We start from the raw sequence: 20,341 nt of genomic DNA on the forward strand, positions 1-20,341 counted from the left end.
AACCCCGTCGTTTGCCGCGTACACTGATTTTTTGAATTCCCAAGTTTCAACACCCCAACAAACCACTGGAGCCAACCATGAAAGTTTTCTACGATAAAGACTGTGACCTGAGCCTGATCAAGGGCAAGACCGTGGCCATCATCGGCTACGGCAGCCAAGGCCACGCCCACGCCCAGAACCTGAATGACAGCGGCGTGAAGGTCATTGTCGGTCTGCGCAAGGGCGGCTCTTCCTGGGACAAGGTCGGCAAGGCTGGCCTGACCGTGATGGAAGTGAACGACGCGGTCAAGGCGGCCGACGTGGTCATGATCCTGCTGCCCGACGAGAACATCCCCGAGGTGTACAACAACAACGTGGCGCCCAACATCAAGCAGGGTGCCACCCTGGCGTTCGCCCACGGTTTCAACGTGCACTACAACCAGGTTGTGCCCCGCGCCGATCTGGACGTGATCATGGTCGCCCCCAAGGGCCCCGGCCATACCGTGCGCTCCGAATACCTGAAGGGAGGCGGCGTGCCTTCCCTGATCGCCATCTACCAGGACAAGTCCGGCAAGGCCCGTGACGTGGCCCTGTCCTATGCTTCCGCCAACGGCGGCGGCAAGGGCGGCATCATCGAAACCAACTTCAAGGAAGAAACCGAGACTGACCTGTTCGGCGAGCAGGCCGTGCTGTGCGGCGGTGCCGTGGAGCTGGTGAAGATGGGCTTCGAGACCCTGACCGAAGCGGGCTACGCCCCCGAAATGGCTTACTTCGAGTGCCTGCACGAGCTGAAGCTGATCGTGGACCTGATGTACGAAGGTGGTATCGCCAACATGAACTACTCCATCTCCAACAACGCGGAGTATGGCGAGTACGTGACCGGCCCCGAAGTCATCAACGAAGAATCCCGCAAGGCCATGCGCAACGCCCTGAAGCGCATCCAGAGCGGTGAATACGCCAAGATGTTCATCAGCGAAGGCCGTCTGAACTACCCCTCGATGACCGCCCGCCGTCGCCAGAACGCCGAGCACGCCATCGAGCAGGTCGGTGGCCAGCTGCGTTCCATGATGCCTTGGATCGCCAAGAACAAGCTGGTGGACCAGACCCGCAACTGATGCTGGTGCATCCCCTGCCGCAGCCTGGCTGCGGCAGCCCAAGGCCGCTGCCTGTGCAGTGGCCTTTTTCTTTGTTGGGGGCAAAGCCAACGCCGCTACACTGGCTGTCATCCAGATGGTGCAAGCCATCTGCTTAAAATACTATGGTTTTAATAGCTGCCGCGGATGCTTGCGGCAGCGCTCTGGAGGTGCATTACATGCATGACAGCAACGACGCCCAAGCGGGCGACGCCGGTGTGGTGGTTCGCAAGCGCCGCAAGGGCATTTACATCCTGCCCAACCTGTTCACGTTGGCCGCCTTGTTCGGCGGCTTCTATGCCATCGTGATGGCGATGAATGGCCGCTTCGATTTGGCAGCGATTGGCGTTTTCTGCGCCATGGTGCTGGACAGCCTGGATGGCCGCGTGGCCCGCATGACCAACACGCAAAGCGCGTTTGGCGAGCAGATGGATTCGTTGTGCGACATGGTCTCGTTTGGCGTGGCGCCAGCGCTGGTTGCCTATGAATGGGCGCTCAAGGGTCTGGGGCGCTGGGGCTGGATTGCTGCCTTCGTCTATTGCTCGTGCGCAGCGCTGCGTCTGGCACGTTTCAACGTCAACACCGGCGTGGTGGACAAGCGCTGGTTCCAGGGCTTGCCTTCGCCCGCAGCGGCGGCGTTGGTCGTGGGCTTCATGTGGGTGCTGAACGACTACGGCGTGGTGCGCGGTGAGGATGGCGTGCTGACCTGGGTGCAACTGATGTGGGTAATGTTCTTCCTGACGCTGTACTCGGGCCTGACGATGGTCACCAACGTGCCTTTCTACAGCTTCAAGGACGTGAACATGAAGCGCAGCGTGCCGTTCGCAGCGATCGTGCTGATCGTGCTGGGCATCGCTATCATCAATATCCACACGCCCACCGTGCTGTTCGCCGTGTTCGCCATCTATGGCTTCAGCGGCTATGCCGTCTACGCCTGGCGCAAGTCCAAAGGCCAGCGCACCAGCGTGATCAGCACTTCCAAGGAAGAGCCGGAAGAACGCGGTTTGCACGATTGAGCACAAATGCGAGCAACACTTTTCCAGAAACTGTGCTAGAGTTGTCCGCATGCAAAACCTGTCGCTAGCTCTACTACTAACCATGTCCAACGGGCAGATCTAGTAGCGCGCGCGTACACACACCCTACTTCCCAGGCCCGTAGCTTCCAGCGACGGGCCTTTTTTGTTTGGGGTTGCTGGAGTCCAGGCCACATTTTCTTGATCCACGAAAGAGAGCGCCCCATGTCGATGTTGCAGAACCCCGCCAGCAAATACCGTCCTTTTGTGCCAGTGCGCCTGACCGATCGCACCTGGCCCGACGCCACCATCACCAAGCCACCGGTCTGGTGCAGTGTGGACCTGCGTGATGGCAACCAGGCCCTGATTGAGCCCATGGACATCGAGCGCAAGATTCGCATGTTCGAACAGCTGGTGAAGATCGGCTTCAAGGAGATCGAAGTCGGTTTCCCCTCGGCGTCGCAGATCGAATTCGACTTCATGCGCAAGCTGATCGAGGAAAAGCGCATTCCCGATGATGTGACCGTGCAGGTGCTGACCCAGGCGCGCGAACACCTGATCCGCCGCACTTTTGAAGCCTTGGAAGGCGTGCCCCGCGCCATCGTTCACCTCTACAACGCCACGGCCCCGGTGATGCGCCGCGTGGTGCTGGGCATGAGCGAGGACGAGATCGTCGAACTGGCCCGCAGCAATGCCCAACTGTTCAAGGACATTGCGGCCGACCACCCCCACACCGACTGGACCTTTGAATACTCGCCCGAGATGTACTCGGACACCGAGGTGGAGTTCTCCAAGCGCGTGATCGATGCCGTGACCGATGTCTGGCAGCCCACGCCGCAGAAGAAGTGCATCATCAACCTGCCCACCACGGTGGAGCACTCCAGCCCCAACATCTTTGCTGACATGGTGGAGTGGACCCACCGCCATGTGAACCGCCGCGACTCCATCGTGCTGTCGGTACACCCGCACAATGACCGTGGCACGGGCACGGCCACCGCGGAAATGGCCTTGCTGGCCGGCGCCGACCGCTTGGAAGGCTGCCTGTTCGGCAATGGCGAGCGCACCGGCAACCTGGATGTGGTGAACGTGGCCTTGAACATGTACATCCAGGGCATCAACCCGGGCCTGGATTTCTCGGACATCGACGGCATCCGTGCCACGGTGGAGTACTGCAACCAGTTGCCTGTCCACCCCCGCCACCCCTATGTGGGCGAACTGGTCTACACCTCGTTCTCGGGTTCGCACCAGGACGCGATCAAGAAGGCCTTCAGTGCGCGCCAGGAAGGCGACATCTGGGACATGCCTTATCTGCCGATCGACCCCAAGGACTTGGGCCGCAGCTACGAAGCCGTGATCCGCGTCAACAGCCAGTCCGGCAAGGGCGGCATTTCCTACCTGCTCGAAGCCGAATTCGGTTTGCAGTTGCCCCGCCGCCTGCAGATCGAATTCAGCCAGGTGGTGCAGCGTGAAATGGATGCCTTGGGCACCGAGTTCACCGCCAACCACCTGTGGCAGATCTTCCGCAAGGAATTCGGTATGGACGTGGCACAGGCGCCCCAATACCGCTTGGCGGAAGAAAACGGCGAGGTCACGCTCAATGCCAAGCTGCACTGGGACGGCCAGGAGCGCGTGCTCGAAGGCAAGGGCACCGGCCCGATCGATGCCTTCGTGCAGGCCCTGTCGCAGTCGCTGGACCGCAGCGTGCGCGTGATGAACTACAGCGAGCATGCCGTGGGCGAGGGCGCCAACGCCCAGGCCGTGGCCTATGTGGAAGTGCGTGTGGACGACAGCCACACGGTGTTCGGTGTGGGCATGGATGCGAACATCGTGTCGGCGTCGATCCGTGCGATTTTGTCCGGTGTGCGGCGCGCTCCGGCGGTGCAGACGGCAGCAGCCTGATGCAGCGCTCTGGCGGGCTTGCGCGGTGCGCGCAAGTGCCGCCGGGCTGCTGACTTTCCGGATGGTGAAATCTGTCGCGTGACAGGCGGTATCGCAGGTGCCAGCTGCGATGCCGTCTGTATTGTTTGCTCTCAAATAAATGCGATTGAGTGCTAACTCCTTGCTACAAACGGTAGCGGCCGTCCTATAATTTCCCTAATTTCTGTCCAAAAAGTCGTGCAATTCGCGTGAGTGCACGACTTTTTTGGTGGTTACCGGCACTTCTACCGTCGTCTGTTGTTTGGAGCACTTGCATGCACCACCGATCCTCTGTTGCGTATGCGCGCATCGCCAAAGCCCTGGCATTCCTGACACTCAGTTGCGCATTGGCCACCCCGGCCGCCTACGCATCCAAGACGGCGCCTGCCAAAAAGACGGCCACTGCGTCCAAGCAGCAAAAAGCGCCCGTGGTGCGCAAGGCCGTGGCCCAGAAGTCTCCCGCCAGCTCCAGCCGCAAGGTGGCGGTGGCGCGTCCGGCCAAGGCCCAGCAGACCAAGGTCGCGGCCAAGCCCGCTGCACGTCGCACGGTCGCCGCGGCGGCGGCCGGTGCCGCTGCGGCCGCCGCCGTGGTGGCGCGTCCTTCGTTTGGCCAGTTGGCCGGCTTGCACCAAGTGTCCGATCCGCTGGACCTGAAATCCAGTGTGGCCCTGGTCATGGACCAGGAAACCAGCGAGGTCCTGCTGCGCAAGAACGACCACGCCGTGCTGCCGATCGCATCGATCACCAAGCTGATGACCGGCCTGCTGGTGGCCGAGGCCAAACTGCCGATGGATGAAATGATCACCATCACGCAGGAAGACGTGGACACTGAAAAGAACAGCAGCTCGCGCCTGCGCGTGGGCACCACGCTGACCCGTGGCGAGATGCTGCACCTGGCGCTGATGTCCAGCGAGAACCGCGCTGCGCATGCGCTGGGCCGTACCTACCCCGGTGGCCTGCAGCACTTTGTGCAGCTGATGAACATGAAGGCCAAGCTGCTGGGCATGTCGGAAACCCAGTTTGTCGAGCCCACCGGCCTGTCCAGCCGCAACCAGTCCAGCGCCCACGATCTGGCGACCCTGGTGAACGTGGCGCATTCCAACGCGCTGGTGCGCGAATTCTCGACCTCGCCCAGCTACGAAGTGGCCGTGGGCAACCGCACCCTGCAGTTCAACAACACCAACCGCCTGGTCAAGAGCGACCACTGGGAGATCGGCTTGCAAAAGACTGGCTACATCTCCGAAGCCGGTCGTTGCCTGGTGATGCAGGCCGAGGTGGCGGGCCGCAAGATCATCATGGTGTTCCTGGATTCGGTGGGCAAGTACAGCCGACTGGGCGACGCCGAGCGTGTGCGCAGCTGGGTGGAGGCCGGTGGCCACAGCCTGCTGGCCGCCAGCAAGTAAGTCTTCCGACGCTTCCAGAACTCATCTAAAAAGAGAGCTGCTGGCGCTTGTTGTGTGTAGGTTCAGGATAAAAAACGCCCTGAAACCCAATCACAGCGAGCGCTGACAGCTCTCTTTTTTTGTGGGCTGCGGCGTTCAGCAGCGCAGCAGCAGCTTGCCGAAGGGTGGTTGCTGCTCGAAATGGCGGTGTGCCTGGGCCGCTTCGCGCAGCGGGTAGCTGCGCTCGATCAGCGGCAGCAACTGGCGCTGGGCAATCACCGGCAGCCAGCGCTGGGCAAAGCGCTGGGTCATGGCCGCCTTCTGCACCGGGGTCAGGGATTTCATCACCGTGCCTTCGATGCGCAGCCGGCGCGTCATCAGCACATCCATGGGCAGGCTGCCCTGGGCGCCACCTTGCAGGCCCAGCTGGATCAGGCGGCCCCCGGCTTCCAGGCTGCGCAGGTTGCGTTCCAGGTAAGGAGCGCCCATGTTGCAGATCACCACATCCACGCGCCCGCCGGGGACGTCGCGGGCAATCACTTCGGCAAAGTCCTGGCTGGCGTAGTCGATGGTGATGTCGGCCCCCAGGCTGCGCAGGCGTTCGTGCTTGCCGGCGCTGCTGGTGGTGACGATGGTGCGCGCGCCAGCCATGCGCGCCATCTGCATAAGCGAGGTGCCGACGCCGCCGCCCGCGCCGTGGACCAGCACGCGGGCGCCGGGCTGCATCTCGCCCAGGTGCAGCAGCACGTGGTGGGCGGTGACCATGGCCTCGGGGATGCACGCGGCCTCCTCATCGCTCAGGCTGTCGGGCGTGTGCATGGCCATGCCGGCGTCGATGCGGGCGTATTCGGCATAGGCGCCGCCGCCGACAATGCCCATGACGCGGTCGCCGATGGCAAAGCCCTGGGCCTCGGGACCGATGGCCACCACCTCGCCGGCCATCTCCAGGCCGATCACCGCGTCGCTGTCGCCAAAGCCGGGCTGCTCGCCGTACTTGCCCTGGCGCCAGTTCATCTCGGCACGGTTCAGACCGGCCGCGCGCACGCGCACCAGCAGGTCGTTGGGGCGCAGGCTGGGCAGTGGCATCGTGGTCGGCTGCAGGACCTCGGGGCCGCCGAACCCGTGGTGGGCGGCGGCCAGCATGGTGGTGGGCAGGGTGGGCATGGCTGTCTCGTTATGGTGGTTGCAGAAAACAAAAAAGCCGTGCGATGCAGGCATCGGACGGCTTATAGGTGCTGGTGCAGAGATGGCGCGGCGTACTGGAATCGAACCAGTGACCCACAGCTTAGAAGGCTGTTGCTCTATCCAACTGAGCTAACGCCACCGCGTTTGTGTATCTGTGCCTGTAGCTTCATAAAGAGTAGCGTTTGATTGATCGAATGCGGAGCGCTCCGCATTTGTAAAACGCCATCTTCATGACTGGGCGTCATTATGCCCCGATTTGGCGCCCCGCGGCCTGCAACAGGGCATGGGGCCGGGCGCCGCAGCCTCAGCGTTGGTGGAACCTGCGCCACAGGGCCTGCAGTTCCGTGGAGTGTGCGGCATCGCGCAGAAACGGCGGCACGGACAGGGCCAGCAGCAGCAGTGCCAGCGGCACCACGCAGAAAAAGCCAATGTGCTTGAAGCCCAGGGCCCCGGTGATGCCGCCCAGCACGAACATCGCGATCAGCCCGGCCGTCATGCGCATGCGGCGCCAGTCGTGCTGCACGGCGGGCAGGGCCGGGACGGACTGCCGGCGCTGGCGGAGCCAGAACAGGGCCTTGCCCAGTTCCATGCCGAGGTCGGTGAAGTTGCCGGTCATGTGCGTGGTGCGCGTGCTGCCCCCCGAGGTCTTGGAGCCGACGGCATTTTGCAGGCCCATCATGAAAGACAGCAGCAGCACGGTCAGTGGTACGGCGAACGGGGTGTTCCAGTTCAGGGTGACGGTGCCCATCAGGCCGAAGGGAAAGAGCATCAGCGCCTCCAGCATCAGGGGCAGGGCGTAGACGCTGTACAGCTGGCGCTGGCGCCCCCAGTTGACCAGCACGGCGCACACAGCGGCACCGGTCATGAAGGCCAGGATGGCGCCCAGGGCATTGAGCAGCAGCTTGCCGTTGCCCAGGACCAGGCCATCGGCCAGTTGCGAGGCAAAGCCGGTCATGTGCGAGGTGTACATGCCGAGGATGAGGAAGCCGCCCGCATTCACGGCGCCGGCATTGAAGGCCAGCAGCAGCCCCAGTGCCATGTTGGTGGACGGCGCCCGGTGTCGGTTGGTCAGGTGGCGAAGTCTGCGCATTCCATCCCTGCAAACGTTGGTGGGGCGGCCGGGGTGGCCACCCTTGCATGTCGCCTGGAATTGTCGGTCAAATCCTACGAGGGTGCAGGCGGGGCCGCGCCGCTGCTGCGAGACGGGCGCACCGAGATGGATGGGGCAGTGTTTGCAGCATGAATCCCCTGCAGACCATGGCCTGGCAAGCGCAGCGCGCTATGCTTTCAAGATGCCCGTGAAGGGGCATGGCACACAAAACAAAGCCCGCTGCAGGGCGGGCTGAGAAAGTGGCAATCGCCGGGACGTTCAGCGACGGCGCTGCGGGGCGGGGGCGCTGCCGCTGCGTTGTTCGATGTGCCGGAATGTCAGGCGGCCCTTGTCCAGGTCGTAGGGAGACATTTCCAGGCTGACCTTGTCGCCGGCCAGCACGCGGATGCGGTGCTTGCGCATCTTGCCGCCGGAGTAGGCGATCAGTTGGTGTCCGTTGTCCAGGGTGACGCGAAAACGGGCATCGGGCAGCACTTCGTCCACCCGGCCTTGCATTTCAATCAGTTCTTCTTTGGCCAATGTGATTTCACTCCTCTGTGGTGGTGGGGGTCAGCTCAGCTGGTTGCACAGCACCATGCTGCGGCCTTCTTGCAAGGCGTAGCGGGTGGCGCTGGCGCGCGAGTCGAACTGGTCGATGAAACGGAAGACGCGGTCATAGACGCCGCGGCGGATGGAGACCGCCGCAGACACTTTGCCGCTGGCGGTGGTGTGGGTGAGCGGGGTGACCACATAGTGGCCAACACGCTCGGTGATCGAAGCATGGTGCATGGTGTCGAAGCTGGCGCAGACCCTGAGCGGGTGGCAGCCAGGCAGAAAAGAATGGTTAAAAAATATCCCTTCGGAGTCGGCGAAGGGCAACGGCCCGGGGGCGGGCGGCGGCTTGTGGGGATGGCAATGTCTTGCTGGGGCGAAGCCTTGGGTGCGGCAGCGCGGTGCGGAGGCGCTGCCCAGGAGCCACAAGCCCAGCTCCTGAAAACCATGGATTATAAAAGAAACTTGCTTTATATGCAAGTCGCATAAAATGCCGCGCCGCTTGGGTGGTGCAGGTGGAAGGCAGGTGCCTGCGGGTTTTCCGTCGGAAGAAGGAATGACTTGGGAGGGGATGCAGGCTTGGGGTTGGAAGGAAGTTTGATGGATGCTGAAAATGGATGTAGCGCTTACCCATAATCCGATGGATGCTCATGAAAAAAGAGCAATCCTGGCGTGTGCGCCCCAACCCCGGCACACCACCGCCTCCAGAGCACGGGGTACCTGATGCGGAGAATCCTCCCGTTCATGCAGGAAAACTGCTTGCCAAATGAGGCCAGCGTTAGACTTTGCGATTGCCCTTGATATTCGAGAGCCATTTTTGCAAGCCAGCCTGTATTTCTCATTGATCGTGCCTGTGTGTGGGGTGCTGCTCGGCTTGGCCTTGGTCGCCTGCTGGACAGTGCTGCGTCAGCATCGCTACCTGCTGTGGCTGGCGGCGGCTTACATCCTGCCCGCAGTGCCGCTGGCGGCGCAGACCCTGATGAGCAACGAGCATCTGGCACGCACGGCCGTGCTGCTGGGGGCGTTTTACCTGTCCGGCCTGTGGGCCATGGCCCAGGGCATGGCGCTCAAGTACGGGGGCGCGGCCCACCCCAGGCTGGCGGCGGTCGTGGGCGTGCTGGCGCTGGGGCTGCTGTATTACTTCTCGCAGGTCACCGACCAGTTGCGCATCCGCATCCTGGTGCTGAACTTGGCCATGGTGCTGCTGTTGTTGCTGGGGGTGATGGCCGTGTGCCGGCAGCGCCGGCCGGTGCATGGGCTGGAGCGCCTGCTGCGTGCCTCCTACCTGGTATTCGTGGCGTATTCGGTGCTGCGCCCGGCGATCGTGGCTGTGTTCCTCTGGGAGGGTCCGCTGCCGGAGCTGTCGAGCTCGCCCCTGTGGCTGCTGATGCTGGCGGTCAACCTGCTGCTGAGCCTGTGGTTCATCGCCGTGCTGCTGGCCGTCAGTGTGCGCGAGATGTTTGTGATCCTGAAGCACGAGCGGGACCGCGATGCGCTGACCCAACTGCTCAACCGCCGCGCCTTCTTCGAGCAGGCCCCGTCGCGCATGCGCCAGCCTGGGCCATGGCATGGGCGACGAGGTGCTGAAGCTGGTGGCACAGGTGCTGGTGCACCATGTGCGCCAGGACGATCTGGTGGTGCGCTTCGGGGGCGAGGAGTTTGTGCTGATGCTGCGCTGCACGGACCTGGAGGGCGCGGTGGCGGTGGTGCAGCGCATGCGCGAGCAGCTGGCCCTGGAGTCGCTGCGCCTGCTGCCCCAGCCGTTGACCGCCAGCTTCGGGGTGGTGATGTGCGATGCCATGGCTTCGCTGCAGACGCTGCTGCGGCATGCGGATACCCTGTTGTACGAGGCCAAGCGGGCCGGGCGCAACCGCGTGGTCAGCAGCATGGCGGCGCTGTCGCCCGCCACTGTGGCACCGGCCGTGGTGCAGGGTTGAACCATCGGGCGCTGTGGTGGCCGTCTATGAGTCCAAAGTGGCTGCAGCCCAGGTGCAGTGAGCGCTGATTGCTATCGTTGATGTAGTGTAAAAAAGCCCCGCACTGGATACCAGTACGGGGCTTTTTGTTGAGCGCCGCTGCGGGTGCGGCATGGCGGACCTTGTCGCGCGGGGGCTCAATCCTCGTCGAACACGATGTTGGGCCGTGTCACCACCCGCGCCACGTCGCCCAGACCGCCCAGCACGCCGTGGCTCATGTAGCTGTACGGGGTGTCGGGCTCCAGGGCTGCCGCCGCCAGGTAGGCCAGAGGCTGGTTCATGCTGACGTAGTAGCTGCCGGGCGTGGCCTCCATGGCCGTGCGGGCCAGCGTGACATTCGCCGTGGGCGTGCTGGTGCCGGGTGTGGCGGCCTGGTAGGTCTCTACCTGCATGGGCGAGAGTTCGCCCACGCGTTGCACGATCACGCCCAGCATGCTCAGGCGCTCGGTGGCCTGCACGGCATTCGGCGACAGCCAGTAGCCGCAGGCCTGGTGGCGCTGGCGTGGCTGCACCATGCTCATGCCGCTGGTCCAGGCCACGGGCTTTTGCACCAACTGGGCGGTCTGGGCGTCCACCAGCGTCACTTCGCGCTGTTCCTGGCGCGGCTGCGCCTGCACGGTCAGCGTGCTGCGGCAGGCCTTGGAGGCGACATCGCGCGCCACGAAGGCGCTCACCTGGCGCAGGTTGTCGGCGCGTTGGGCGGCGTTCTGCAGCACCGCCATCATCGCCTTGACCTGGCTGTGCACGCGGCGCTGGATGTGGGTGCGGCCCAGGTCGCTGCCGCGGCTCAGGGTTTCCATGCTGGCCATGTTCTTCAGGCTGGAGGCGTTGCGCAGCGTGGTGGGGGCCAGGCCGCCCATGGCAAAGCCGGCGGCGGCATCGCTGCCGGTGGCCGTGAACGCCCAGTCGGCACGCAGCCGCGCCTGGCTGAGGGCTTGCACCACGGGTTCGTGCAGCCACTCGCGCGCGGCCTTGGTCACGAACTCGTGGGCATTCGGCGTGATGCCGTACTGCAGGCCCATGTCGTTGGCGCGCACGGCAGCAAAGCGCTGCAGCGTGGGTTCGATGGCGGCGAATTCGCCGGCATCCAGCACGATGGCCGGGCGGTAGTCGCGCGCCAGCTTGGCCAAGAAGCGCGCTTCCGGTGTCTTGAGCAGCAGGTGGTCAAAACGCAGGTCCGTGCCATCGGCGGTGGTGGCGCGGCCCTGGTCAAAGCCGTCGGGGTTGGCGCGTGGCACCAGGATGATGTTGATCTTGTCCAGCAGTGGCGCCAGCAGACCGCCGGTGCCCAGCTCTTTGGCCAGGACCAGGGCGGCCTCGGTGGCGGCGGTGTCGGTGCCTTGCTGGCCGGCCACGATCATGACGCTGGGGCGCCCGCTTTCTTCCAGGGCCAGGGGCGAGATGCTGGGGCTCTGCGTGGCAATCAGCGCCAGGATGGGGGCGCCACTTTGCGCGCTGCCGCTGTTGAGCACGCCCAGCCGTGGGCCGCCACTGGTGCTGGCCTGGCTCAGCTCGCGCAGCAGCTCGGTCAGCTCGCTGTTGGTGGTCAGGCTGCGGCGTCCGTCGGACAGGCCCGGGGTGCTGTAACGCTCGGCGGGGTCGGGGAACAGCTCGGCAATCGCGGCGCTGTAGGGCAGGGCCTCCAGCATGTTGCTGGGCGCCACCGGGGTGACGCTGGTGGCTGCAGGACGGGGGCTGCCAGTATGGGTGCTGGCTGCCGGAGCCGGCGCGGCAGCTGGGGCCACTGCAGGAGGCTGCGGGCGGCTGCCGGTCGAGGGCCAGGGTGGCAGCGGCGTGCTGGAGCAGGCTGCCAGGGCGAGTGCGGTGCCTGCCAGGGCCACGCGCGCGGCGTGGGTGGCGAAGGCGGTGCCTGGGCGTTCCTGGTACGGCGCGAAGACAGGGGCGAAGGGCTTTGTCATAGTGCTGTGAACCTCAGAAATCCAAGTGGAGGTGTGTGCCCGCCGGGCTGTGGCAGCCGCCGGGGGCACAGCGTGAGGGTGAAAACCGAAGCTGGGCGCATGTTAACGCCCAGGTTTTCTGTTGCCGTGTCAGTGCAAGGCGCTTGCCGTGTGGCGGGCCGCCGTGCGCACCGGTGTGTGCAGGCGGAGCCGGGCAAGCAGTGTCCAGCGGCGCAGCGCTGGACCACTGGGCTTAGCGGTTGAAGCCACCGCCGCCGCTGCGGCGGCGATTGCCGCCACCACCCATGCCGCCGCCATTGTTGCCGCGGAAGCCACCGCCACCGGCGCGGCGTGGGCGTTCCATCATCAGGTCGATGCTGGTGCGGGTGGGGTCGGGCTGGGCCGAGCCACCGGCGCGGGGGCCGCGCGAGACAGGGTTGCCCAGCTGCGTGCCCAGGTGGGCATTGGGGCGCGGGGGTTGGTCTTCGAAGCGGCTGTTGCCGTAGTTGTCGCCGCCAGGCTGGCGGGCTGTGCGGGGTTGGCCACCGGCACTGGCGTGGCTGGCCGGGCCGCGTGGGGCTTCGGCGCCGCGTGGGTTGTCGCGCGAGGGACGCTGGCGCGAACGGTTGTAACCCTGGCCGCTGCGGCGTGGCTGGCCGTCCTGGTCCAAGGCTTCGGCACGGGGCGCGCGCTCGGCGTTGCCATCGGCACGGCCTTCGAAGTTGGTGCCGGCGTTGCGCGGGGGGCAAAGCCCTGGCGTGCCGGGCGGCGCGCGCCGCCACGGCGTGCGCCTTGCGAGGCACCGGCCTCGCCATCGGCTGGCTGGCCTTCAGCACGGGGCGCACGCGGGTTGCGCTGACCGCCACGGTCGGACTGGGCACTCTTGGTGGTGCGGATGCGCTCCATCATTTCCTGGCGGGCGGCCTTGGCGGCGGCCTGCATGACGTCGCGGCTCGGTGGCTTGCCGGCACCGCCCCAGATGGTCTGGCGACCCATGGCGATGGGTTCGGCCTTCTCACCTTCGTCAGGGCCGAAGCCTTCCAGGGGCACCACGGGGATTTCCTGCTTGGTGAAGCGTTCGATCTCCATCATGAAGCCTTCTTCGTCCATGCAGACCAGGCTCACGGCATGCCCTTCGCGGCCCGCGCGGCCGGTGCGGCCGATGCGGTGCACGTAGTCTTCGGGCACGTTCGGGATCTCGTAGTTCACGACGTGCGGCAGCTCGTCGATGTCGATGCCGCGGGCGGCGATGTCGGTGGCCACCAGGGCGCGCAGTTCACCGGTCTTGAAGCCGGCCAGCGCCTGGGTGCGGGCGCTCTGGCTCTTGTTGCCGTGCAGCGCCATGGCGGTGACGCCATTTTTGGTCAGGAATTCGGCCACGTTGTTGGCGCCGAACTTGGTGCGCGTGAACACCAGCACCTGGTTCCACTGGTTGTCGTTGATGATGTGCAGCAGCACCTGCTTCTTCTTGGCGCGGCCCACGGGGTGGATCACCTGCTTGATGCGCTGCACGGTGGTGTTGCGTGGCGTGACCTGGATGCTCTCGGGGTTCTTGAGCAGGCCGTTGGCCAGGGCGCGGATGTCGTCGCTGAAGGTGGCCGAGAACAGCAGGCTTTGCTTGTTCGAGGGCACCAGGGCCAGGATCTTCTTCACGTCGTGGATGAAGCCCATGTCCAGCATGCGGTCGGCTTCGTCCAGCACCAGCACTTCGACCTGGGACAGGTCCATGAAGCCTTGCTGCTGCAGGTCCAGCAGGCGGCCGGGGGTGGCCACCAGGATGTCCACGCCCTTGCGGATGCGGTCGATCTGGGGCTTCATGCCCACGCCCCCGAAGATCACGGTGGAGCTGATGTCCAGGTACTTGGAGTAGCCGCGGATGTTTTCTTCAATCTGCGCGGCCAGTTCGCGGGTGGGCGTCAGGATCAGGGCGCGGATGCCACCGGCGGGGTGGCTGGTGCCGCCCTGGGTCAGGCGGTGCAGGATGGGCAGCGAGAAGGCGGCCGTCTTGCCGGTTCCGGTCTGTGCGCCGGCCAGCAGGTCCTTGCCAGTCAACACGGCGGGGATGGCCTGGGCCTGGATTGGGGTTGGGTTTTCGTAGCCCTGCTCGAGCACTGCCTTGACGATGGCAGGTGCCAGGTTCAATTCTTCAAATGTCATTGTTGTCGATACGCCCATCCGGGCGCGGGGTATCAGCCTGTCGCAGCAACCGCAGCGGTTGCCCAGCCAGTCGTAGGCAGATGAGATTCACAGGAAGTGGGAGCCGGAATCGCTTGGGTTGGCGAGCCTTCGTCCCCAGCTGAATGCTGATGCCAAGGGGAAACTGGAGCCCCTGACGGTGGGTATTGTCGCATGCGGAGATAATCAGTGGTTGGGGCGCCTGTGCAATGAGCGCCAAATTTGTATTTTTTTAAAAGAATCTGCTGACAAACACATGGCTCAATACGTCTTTTCGATGAACCACCTGACCAAGACGGTGCCCCCCAAGCGCCAGATCTTGAAGGACATTTCGCTCAGTTTCTTCCCCGGCGCCAAGATCGGCGTGCTGGGTCTGAATGGCTCGGGCAAGTCTTCGCTGCTGAAGATCATGGCCGGCGTGGACAAGGAGTTCGAAGGCGAAGCCATTCCCATGCAGGGCCTGTCCATCGGCTACCTGCCGCAGGAGCCCCAGCTCAACCCCGAGCACACCGTGCGCCAGGCCGTCGAAGAAGCCATGGCCGAGGTGAACAACGCCAAGGCACGCCTGGAAGAGGTGTATGCGGCCTACGCCGAGGAAGATGCCGACTTTGACGCGCTGGCGGCCGAGCAGGGCGAGCTGGAGGCCATCATTGCCGCCGCTGGCACCGACTCCGAGCACCAACTGGAAATCGCGGCCGATGCGCTGCGCCTGCCCGCCTGGGATGCCAAGGTGGGCCTGCTGTCCGGTGGTGAAAAGCGCCGCGTGGCGCTGTGCAAGCTGCTGCTGTCCAAGCCCGACATGCTGCTGCTGGACGAACCCACCAACCACTTGGACGCCGAGTCCGTGGACTGGCTGGAGCAGTTCCTGCACCGCTTCTCCGGCACCGTGGTGGCCATCACCCACGACCGCTACTTCCTGGACAACGCCGCCGAGTGGATTCTGGAACTGGACCGTGGTCACGGCATTCCCTACAAGGGCAACTACTCCGACTGGCTGATCCAGAAGGGCAACCGCCTGGAAGCCGAGCAAAAGGGCGAGGAAGCGCGCGCCAAGGCCCTGAAGAAGGAGCTGGAGTGGGTGCGCCAGAACGCCAAGGGCCGCCAGGCCAAGTCCAAGGCGCGTATTGCACGCTTCGAGGAACTGAGCGATTACGAATACCAGCGCCGCAACGAAACCCAGGAAATCTTCATTCCTGTGGCTGAACGTCTGGGCTCCAAGGTCATCGAGTTCCACAACGTCTCCAAGGCGTTTGGCGACCGCCTGCTGATCGACAACCTGTCGATGAACATTCCGGCTGGTGCCATCGTCGGCATCATCGGTCCCAACGGCGCTGGTAAGTCGACCCTGTTCAAGCTGATCGCCGGCAAGGAACAACCCGATTCCGGCACCGTGGAAATCGGCCAGACCGTGAAGATGGCCTTCGTCGACCAGCACCGCGATGCGCTGGCCGACGAGAAGACCGTGTGGGAAGACATCTCCGGTGGTCTGGACATGATCAACGTGGGCAAGTTCACCATGGCGTCGCGCGCCTACGCGGGTCGCTTCAACTTCAACGGCCAGGACCAGCAAAAGAAGGTCGGCATGCTGTCGGGTGGTGAGCGCGGTCGTCTGCACCTAGCCAAGACCCTGATCCAGGGCGGCAACGTGCTGCTGCTGGACGAACCCTCGAACGACCTGGACGTGGAAACCCTGCGTGCGCTGGAAGACGCGCTGCTGGAGTACGCCGGTACCGTGCTGGTGATCTCGCACGATCGCTGGTTCTTGGACCGTATCGCCACGCACATCCTGGCGGCCGAAGGTGACTCGCAGTGGGTGTTCTTCGACGGCAACTACCAGGAGTACGAGGCCGACAAGAAGAAACGCCTGGGCGAAGAGGGCGCAGCCCCCAAGCGATTCCGCTACAAGGCCCTCAAGTAATTGTTGTGCTGTGCATGAAAAGGCTCCTTCGGGAGCCTTTTTGCATGGTGGCTGGCCTTGGGGGTACAGGCATCCGTGGGTGGGATGCGCACTGCATCTGCGTTGCGATCAAACACCCACGCGGCGAGGAAGCCATGGGGTCATGGGCGCCGGTGCTGCAACCTGCAACCCATCCGCTGGCGATGGGGGGCTGCCGGTGGGATGGCGGTCAGGGTGTACCCAGGCGGGTTAACCCCTCGGGAAAGTCGCCACATCGTCGGTATAAAGACACTCCTTGATATCCATCAAGCGCCACGCTGACGCCAAGTGTGGCCGCCATAACGATCACAGGAGACTTTCCCCATGCGCTTTGATTTTTCGCTTTCCCGCCGTGCGTGCGCCCAGCTGGGCATTGGTGTGCTGGCCGGTGCGGCCCTGGGCAGCAGTTGGGCCTCGGACTACCCCAGCAAGCCCGTGCGCATCGTGGTGGGCTTTTCCGCCGGGGGCACCACCGACGTGGTGGCCCGCATCATGGCCAAGGAGCTGACAGAGTCCCTGGGCCAGTCCTTCGTGGTGGAGAACCGCCCTGGCGGGGGCAGCAACATCGCCACCGAAGCCGTCAAGGCCGCAGCCCCCGATGGCTACACCCTGCTGTTCGTGGCGGTGACCAGTGCCATCAACCAGACGCTGTACCCGAACGTGAAGTTCGATCTGAACCGTGACTTCGAGGCCGTGGCCCTGGGCGCCAAGGTGCCCAACATCCTGGTGGTGCACCCCAGCGTGCCGGCCAACAACGTCAAGGAGTTCATCGCCTGGGCGCGGGCCAACAACGACAAGATCTCCTATGCCTCCTCGGGCAGCGGCACCTCCATCCACATGGCGGGCGAGATGTTCAAGGTGCGCACGGGCCTGAAAACCCAGCACATTCCGTACAAGGGCAGCGCGCCGGCGGTGACGGATTTGATCGGTGGCCAGGTGCAGTTCATGTTCGACAACATGCCCGCCTCGTGGCCGCATGTGCAGTCGGGCAAGCTCAAGGCCCTGGCGGTGACCACCAAGACCCGTTCGCCCTCGGCGCCCGATGTGCCCACGCTGGAGGAAAGCGGTGTGGCACCGTTCGATGTGACCTCGTGGTTCGGCCTGATCGCGCCCAAAGGCACACCCAAGGAGGTGGTGGACAAGCTGAACAAGGCCATGAATGCCGCGTTCGACAAACCTGAGGTGCAGCAGGCCTATGCCAAGCTGGGGGCCGTGTCGCAGAAGAACACGCCGCAGGACTTCGGCAACTTCATCCGCCAGGAGGTGCAGACCTGGGCGCCGGTGGTCAAGGCCTCGGGCGCCACGGTGGACTGAGCCGGCGCGGCGGCCCGCTGGGGCCGCCGGGTGGGCGCGTGCGGCCAGCGCGGCGCGCGTTCTTCATCAATAAGAGCATGCAGCGCGCGATGGGCAAGGGGTTCAGGTCGTTTTGATGCTGTATCCCCTGTGCATCCAGCGCTGCCTGCTCCTTTTTTATGGATCAAGCGTGGGCGCGCGCCTGCCAGTCGGCCCAGCTGGGCAAGCGCTGCTGGCCGGCCACGTCCACCGACTGCGCCAACAGGATGGCGCGCGCCGTGGCCAGGGCCACGGCCTCGGCGGCCAGGGTGAACAGCGTCATCAGCCCCAGGCTGCGCCCCGACTGGCCCGTGCCCAGGGCAAACAGGGTGTCGCCGTCGCTCATGGTGTGCACCGGGTTGATGGCGCGCGCCAGCCCGTCGTGGGCCACGGTGGCCAGGCGCTGGGCCTGGGGCTTGGTGATCTGGGCATCGGTGGCCACCACGCCGAGGGTGGTGTTGCTGCCCGCCAGGATGGCGCTGGGCGCCTCGCCGCGCAGCAGGGCATCGCGTGCGCCCAGCAACTGCTGGCCATCGGCGGTGCGGGCGCCGGCCAGCAGCTGGCCGGTGTGCGGGTGGTAGACATCGCCCAGCGCATTGCAGGCCACCAGCGCGCCCACGGTCACGCCGTCCACGGTGAAGCTGGCCGTGCCGATGCCGCCCTTCATGGCCCGCGCATGGCCAAAGATCTTGCCCACCACGGCCCCGGCGCCCGCGCCCACGCTGCCTTCGGCCGGGCGCTCATGGCTGGCGGCCTGGCAGGCCGCGTAGCCCGCGGCGGCATCGGGGCGGATGCGCATGTCGCCCAGCATCACGTCAAACAGCACGGCCGCCGGCACCAGCGGGATGCGGCCCACGCCGATGTCCAGTCCGGCGCCTTGCTCCTCCAGCCAGCGCACCGTGCCACTGGCGGCATCCAGCCCCCAGGCGCTGCCGCCGGACAGGGTGATGCCGTGCACCTGCTGCACCAGGTGGCTGGGGTCCAGCAGATCGGTCTCGCGCGTGCCGGGGGCGGCGCCGCGCACATCCACGCCCCCCACGGCCCCCTGCGGGCACAGCACCACGCTGCAGCCCGTGGGGCGGCGCGGGTCGGTGAAGTGGCCCACCTGGATGCCCTGTACCCGGGCGATGTGCCCGGCATGTGCCAAAAGCGTTGCGGTCAATGTGCACCTCGTCGTGGTCAAGTGGCTGGTTTATAGCGAATGGGAATAAATAGATGGTTTTTTAATCTTTGGGGTTTACCCTGAATGTCGGCATACTGCATGCCGATAAACGGTCTGGTCCATCCGCGTGGACACGCATTCTCGCGCAGGCCGGTCATTGCATTCCCAGGGAGTCACCACATGTTTGATCGCAATTCCTTCCAGGTAGGCGCTGCAGGCCGCCGTGCCGTGCTGACCGCCGCCGCGCTGGCCGTGGCCGGCATCCTGGCCGGCCCGGCCATGGCCCAGGACGCTGCCAAGAAGCAGCTGCGCATTGGCGCCACCGCCGGCTCTAACTACGACCTGCTGCAAGAAGGCATCGTGCCCCAGCTCAAGGCCAAGGGTTACACCGTCAAGCTGATCGAGTTCAACGACTATGTGCAGCCCAACCTGGCGCTGGACGATGGTTCGCTGGATGCCAACTTCTTCCAGCACCGCGCCTATTTCGACCAGTTCACCACCGACCGCAAGCTCAAGCTGACGGCCATCGTGCAAGGCCCCGTGGCCCCCATGGGCGTGTACTCCAAGAAGTTCAAGAGCATCAACGAGCTGAAGGCTGGCGCCCGCGTGGCCCTGCCCAATGACCCCAGCAACCTGGCGCGTGCCCTGCTGGTGCTGCAGAACGCCGGCCTCATCAAGATCAAGGACGGTGTGAACCCCGCCCGCGTGTCCGAACTGGACCTGGCCGAGAACAAGCACAAGCTCAAGTTCCTGCCCCTGGATGCGGCCCACCTGCCCCGCGCCCTGGAAGACGCGGACTTCGTGGTGGTCAACGGCAACTTCGCGATCTCCTCGGGCCTGAAGCTGACGGAAGCCGTGATCCTGGAAAAGACCCCCGACCAGTACCTGAACGTGGTGGCCGTCAAGACCGGCAACGAAACCACCCAGTGGGCCAAGGACCTGGCCGAGGCCTACCGCTCTCCTGCCTTCAAGCAGGTGGTGGACACCAAGTTCGTGGGCTACATGAAGCCTGCGTTCCTGCAGTGAGGTGGGCCCACGCGGCCGACGGAACCTGACCAAGCAGCCTGCGGGCTGCTTTTTTTGTGGCCGTCCGCCGGCATAGCCGGCCCGTGGGGCACCTTGGCGGAGGCACGGCTGGCGGGGCGCAGGGGTTGCCCCGTCCGGTGCACAGGCCCGCGCTGTAAGCGGCGCACACGGCTTTTACAAAATGTGGCGCGGTTTCGGGCCTAGGCTTGCGGCGTCAGCCACCACTGTGAAGCACCGCACCATGCCACGAATCCTTGCCACGATGGGTCTGCCCGTTCTCCTGTTGGCCCTGCCGTTCACCAGCTGGGCGGGGGATGACGACGACCACCGCCACTACCGCAAGCACGAACACCGCCACCACGCGCACAAGCAAGAGTTCTGGGATGGCCAGTGCAAGGTCAAGCGCGAGTGGAAGAAGAACGGCGAGTACAAGGAAAAGCGCAAATGCAAGGACCGCCCCGTGGTCTACCAGCAGCCCTACCCCGTGTACGTCGCGCCCTTGCCCCCCAGGGGGTGGTGATCCAGTCGCAGATCCACCTGCGCCCCTAGGGTGACCGTGGCGCGGCCGCCCGCTGCGCCGCAACG

15 protein-coding genes, 1 tRNA gene and 1 pseudogene are annotated in these 20,341 nt (G+C 64.8%); 9 read left to right on the forward strand and 8 right to left on the reverse strand.

From position 1 onward, the window contains the following. The first annotated feature begins 77 nt into the window (after nt 1–77). The 4 genes from ilvC (at nt 78) to pbpG (ending at nt 5,445) form a co-directional block, all read left to right on the forward strand. Complete coding sequence (gene ilvC / locus SJH88_RS04960; protein WP_043382180.1) at nt 78–1,094, forward strand: ketol-acid reductoisomerase; 1,017 nt, start codon at nt 78–80, stop codon at nt 1,092–1,094. Between the two features lie 197 nt (nt 1,095–1,291). Beyond that, nucleotides 1,292–2,128: a CDP-diacylglycerol--serine O-phosphatidyltransferase gene (pssA, locus tag SJH88_RS04965; protein WP_042413346.1), complete on the forward strand. Its 837-nt coding sequence runs from the start codon at nt 1,292–1,294 to the stop codon at nt 2,126–2,128. A 228-nt stretch (nt 2,129–2,356) separates the two neighbouring features. Continuing rightward, a complete protein-coding gene (leuA, locus tag SJH88_RS04970; protein WP_274753782.1) occupies nt 2,357–4,024 on the forward strand; it encodes a 2-isopropylmalate synthase in 1,668 nt (555 codons plus the stop codon). Between the two features lie 293 nt (nt 4,025–4,317). Next, nucleotides 4,318–5,445 (forward strand): D-alanyl-D-alanine endopeptidase, encoded by a 1,128-nt coding sequence (gene pbpG / locus SJH88_RS04975; protein WP_042413339.1) that lies wholly within the window; start codon nt 4,318–4,320, stop codon nt 5,443–5,445. Nucleotides 5,446–5,580: 135 nt separating this feature from the next. Here the strand turns inward: pbpG and SJH88_RS04980 are convergent, their stop codons facing one another. The 5 genes from SJH88_RS04980 to SJH88_RS05000 form a co-directional block, all read right to left on the reverse strand. After that, a complete protein-coding gene (locus SJH88_RS04980; protein WP_274753765.1) occupies nt 5,581–6,588 on the reverse strand; it encodes an NAD(P)H-quinone oxidoreductase in 1,008 nt (335 codons plus the stop codon). A gap of 83 nt (nt 6,589–6,671) precedes the next feature. Then, a tRNA-Arg gene (locus SJH88_RS04985) sits at nt 6,672–6,748 on the reverse strand. Between the two features lie 165 nt (nt 6,749–6,913). Then, complete coding sequence (locus SJH88_RS04990) at nt 6,914–7,699, reverse strand: YoaK family protein (protein WP_274753766.1); 786 nt, start codon at nt 7,697–7,699, stop codon at nt 6,914–6,916. Nucleotides 7,700–7,978: 279 nt separating this feature from the next. Next, nucleotides 7,979–8,239, reverse strand: coding sequence for a translation initiation factor IF-1 (gene infA, locus SJH88_RS04995; protein WP_183301389.1), 261 nt, complete (start codon nt 8,237–8,239; stop codon nt 7,979–7,981). Nucleotides 8,240–8,269: 30 nt separating this feature from the next. Then, nucleotides 8,270–8,488 (reverse strand): hypothetical protein, encoded by a 219-nt coding sequence (locus tag SJH88_RS05000; RefSeq protein WP_042413326.1) that lies wholly within the window; start codon nt 8,486–8,488, stop codon nt 8,270–8,272. 1,319 nt (nt 8,489–9,807) lie between these two features. On the opposite strand from SJH88_RS05000, the gene SJH88_RS05005 reads away from it, so the two are divergent. Next, nucleotides 9,808–10,188: a GGDEF domain-containing protein gene (locus SJH88_RS05005; RefSeq protein WP_274753783.1), complete on the forward strand. Its 381-nt coding sequence runs from the start codon at nt 9,808–9,810 to the stop codon at nt 10,186–10,188. Between the two features lie 176 nt (nt 10,189–10,364). Here the strand turns inward: SJH88_RS05005 and SJH88_RS05010 are convergent, their stop codons facing one another. Both SJH88_RS05010 and SJH88_RS05015 read right to left on the reverse strand, forming a co-directional pair. Then, nucleotides 10,365–12,146 (reverse strand): M14 family zinc carboxypeptidase, encoded by a 1,782-nt coding sequence (locus SJH88_RS05010; RefSeq protein ID WP_274753767.1) that lies wholly within the window; start codon nt 12,144–12,146, stop codon nt 10,365–10,367. A gap of 367 nt (nt 12,147–12,513) precedes the next feature. Next, nucleotides 12,514–14,282: pseudogene (locus tag SJH88_RS05015) on the reverse strand (DEAD/DEAH box helicase); the annotation flags it as partial. A gap of 274 nt (nt 14,283–14,556) precedes the next feature. Between SJH88_RS05015 and ettA the strand changes: the two are divergent. Both ettA and SJH88_RS05025 read left to right on the forward strand, forming a co-directional pair. After that, on the forward strand, nt 14,557–16,218 hold the full coding sequence (gene ettA / locus SJH88_RS05020) for an energy-dependent translational throttle protein EttA (RefSeq protein WP_042413302.1): 1,662 nt from the start codon (nt 14,557–14,559) through the stop codon (nt 16,216–16,218). 342 nt (nt 16,219–16,560) lie between these two features. Then, on the forward strand, nt 16,561–17,550 hold the full coding sequence (locus tag SJH88_RS05025; RefSeq protein WP_274753769.1) for a Bug family tripartite tricarboxylate transporter substrate binding protein: 990 nt from the start codon (nt 16,561–16,563) through the stop codon (nt 17,548–17,550). A gap of 163 nt (nt 17,551–17,713) precedes the next feature. On the opposite strand, the gene SJH88_RS05030 is transcribed toward SJH88_RS05025, so the two are convergent. Next, a complete protein-coding gene (locus tag SJH88_RS05030; RefSeq protein ID WP_274753770.1) occupies nt 17,714–18,730 on the reverse strand; it encodes a P1 family peptidase in 1,017 nt (338 codons plus the stop codon). A gap of 180 nt (nt 18,731–18,910) precedes the next feature. Between SJH88_RS05030 and SJH88_RS05035 the strand changes: the two genes are divergently transcribed. Beyond that, nucleotides 18,911–19,756, forward strand: a complete 846-nt coding sequence (locus SJH88_RS05035; protein WP_274753771.1) for a MetQ/NlpA family ABC transporter substrate-binding protein — start codon at nt 18,911–18,913, stop codon at nt 19,754–19,756. A gap of 241 nt (nt 19,757–19,997) precedes the next feature. Continuing rightward, nucleotides 19,998–20,276: a hypothetical protein gene (locus SJH88_RS05040; RefSeq protein ID WP_274753772.1), complete on the forward strand. Its 279-nt coding sequence runs from the start codon at nt 19,998–20,000 to the stop codon at nt 20,274–20,276. The last annotated feature ends 65 nt before the right edge of the window (nt 20,277–20,341 follow it).

This window comes from Comamonas sp. GCA5 (assembly GCF_036541385.1).
Lineage (GTDB): Bacteria > Pseudomonadota > Gammaproteobacteria > Burkholderiales > Burkholderiaceae_C > Comamonas > Comamonas aquatica.

Coding starts and splice junctions, on each gene's coding strand:
- pbpG (WP_042413339.1), top strand. CDS start 4,318: ATGCACCACCGATCCTCTGTTGCGTATGCGCGCATCGCCAAAGCCCTG.
- leuA (WP_274753782.1), top strand. CDS start 2,357: ATGTTGCAGAACCCCGCCAGCAAATACCGTCCTTTTGTGCCAGTGCGC.
- SJH88_RS05035 (WP_274753771.1), top strand. CDS start 18,911: ATGTTTGATCGCAATTCCTTCCAGGTAGGCGCTGCAGGCCGCCGTGCC.
- SJH88_RS05000 (WP_042413326.1), bottom strand. CDS start 8,488: ATGCACCATGCTTCGATCACCGAGCGTGTTGGCCACTATGTGGTCACC.
- SJH88_RS04980 (WP_274753765.1), bottom strand. CDS start 6,588: ATGCCCACCCTGCCCACCACCATGCTGGCCGCCGCCCACCACGGGTTC.
- SJH88_RS04990 (WP_274753766.1), bottom strand. CDS start 7,699: ATGCGCAGACTTCGCCACCTGACCAACCGACACCGGGCGCCGTCCACC.
- ettA (WP_042413302.1), top strand. CDS start 14,557: ATGGCTCAATACGTCTTTTCGATGAACCACCTGACCAAGACGGTGCCC.
- SJH88_RS05025 (WP_274753769.1), top strand. CDS start 16,561: ATGCGCTTTGATTTTTCGCTTTCCCGCCGTGCGTGCGCCCAGCTGGGC.
- ilvC (WP_043382180.1), top strand. CDS start 78: ATGAAAGTTTTCTACGATAAAGACTGTGACCTGAGCCTGATCAAGGGC.
- SJH88_RS05040 (WP_274753772.1), top strand. CDS start 19,998: ATGCCACGAATCCTTGCCACGATGGGTCTGCCCGTTCTCCTGTTGGCC.
- SJH88_RS05010 (WP_274753767.1), bottom strand. CDS start 12,146: ATGACAAAGCCCTTCGCCCCTGTCTTCGCGCCGTACCAGGAACGCCCA.
- pssA (WP_042413346.1), top strand. CDS start 1,292: ATGCATGACAGCAACGACGCCCAAGCGGGCGACGCCGGTGTGGTGGTT.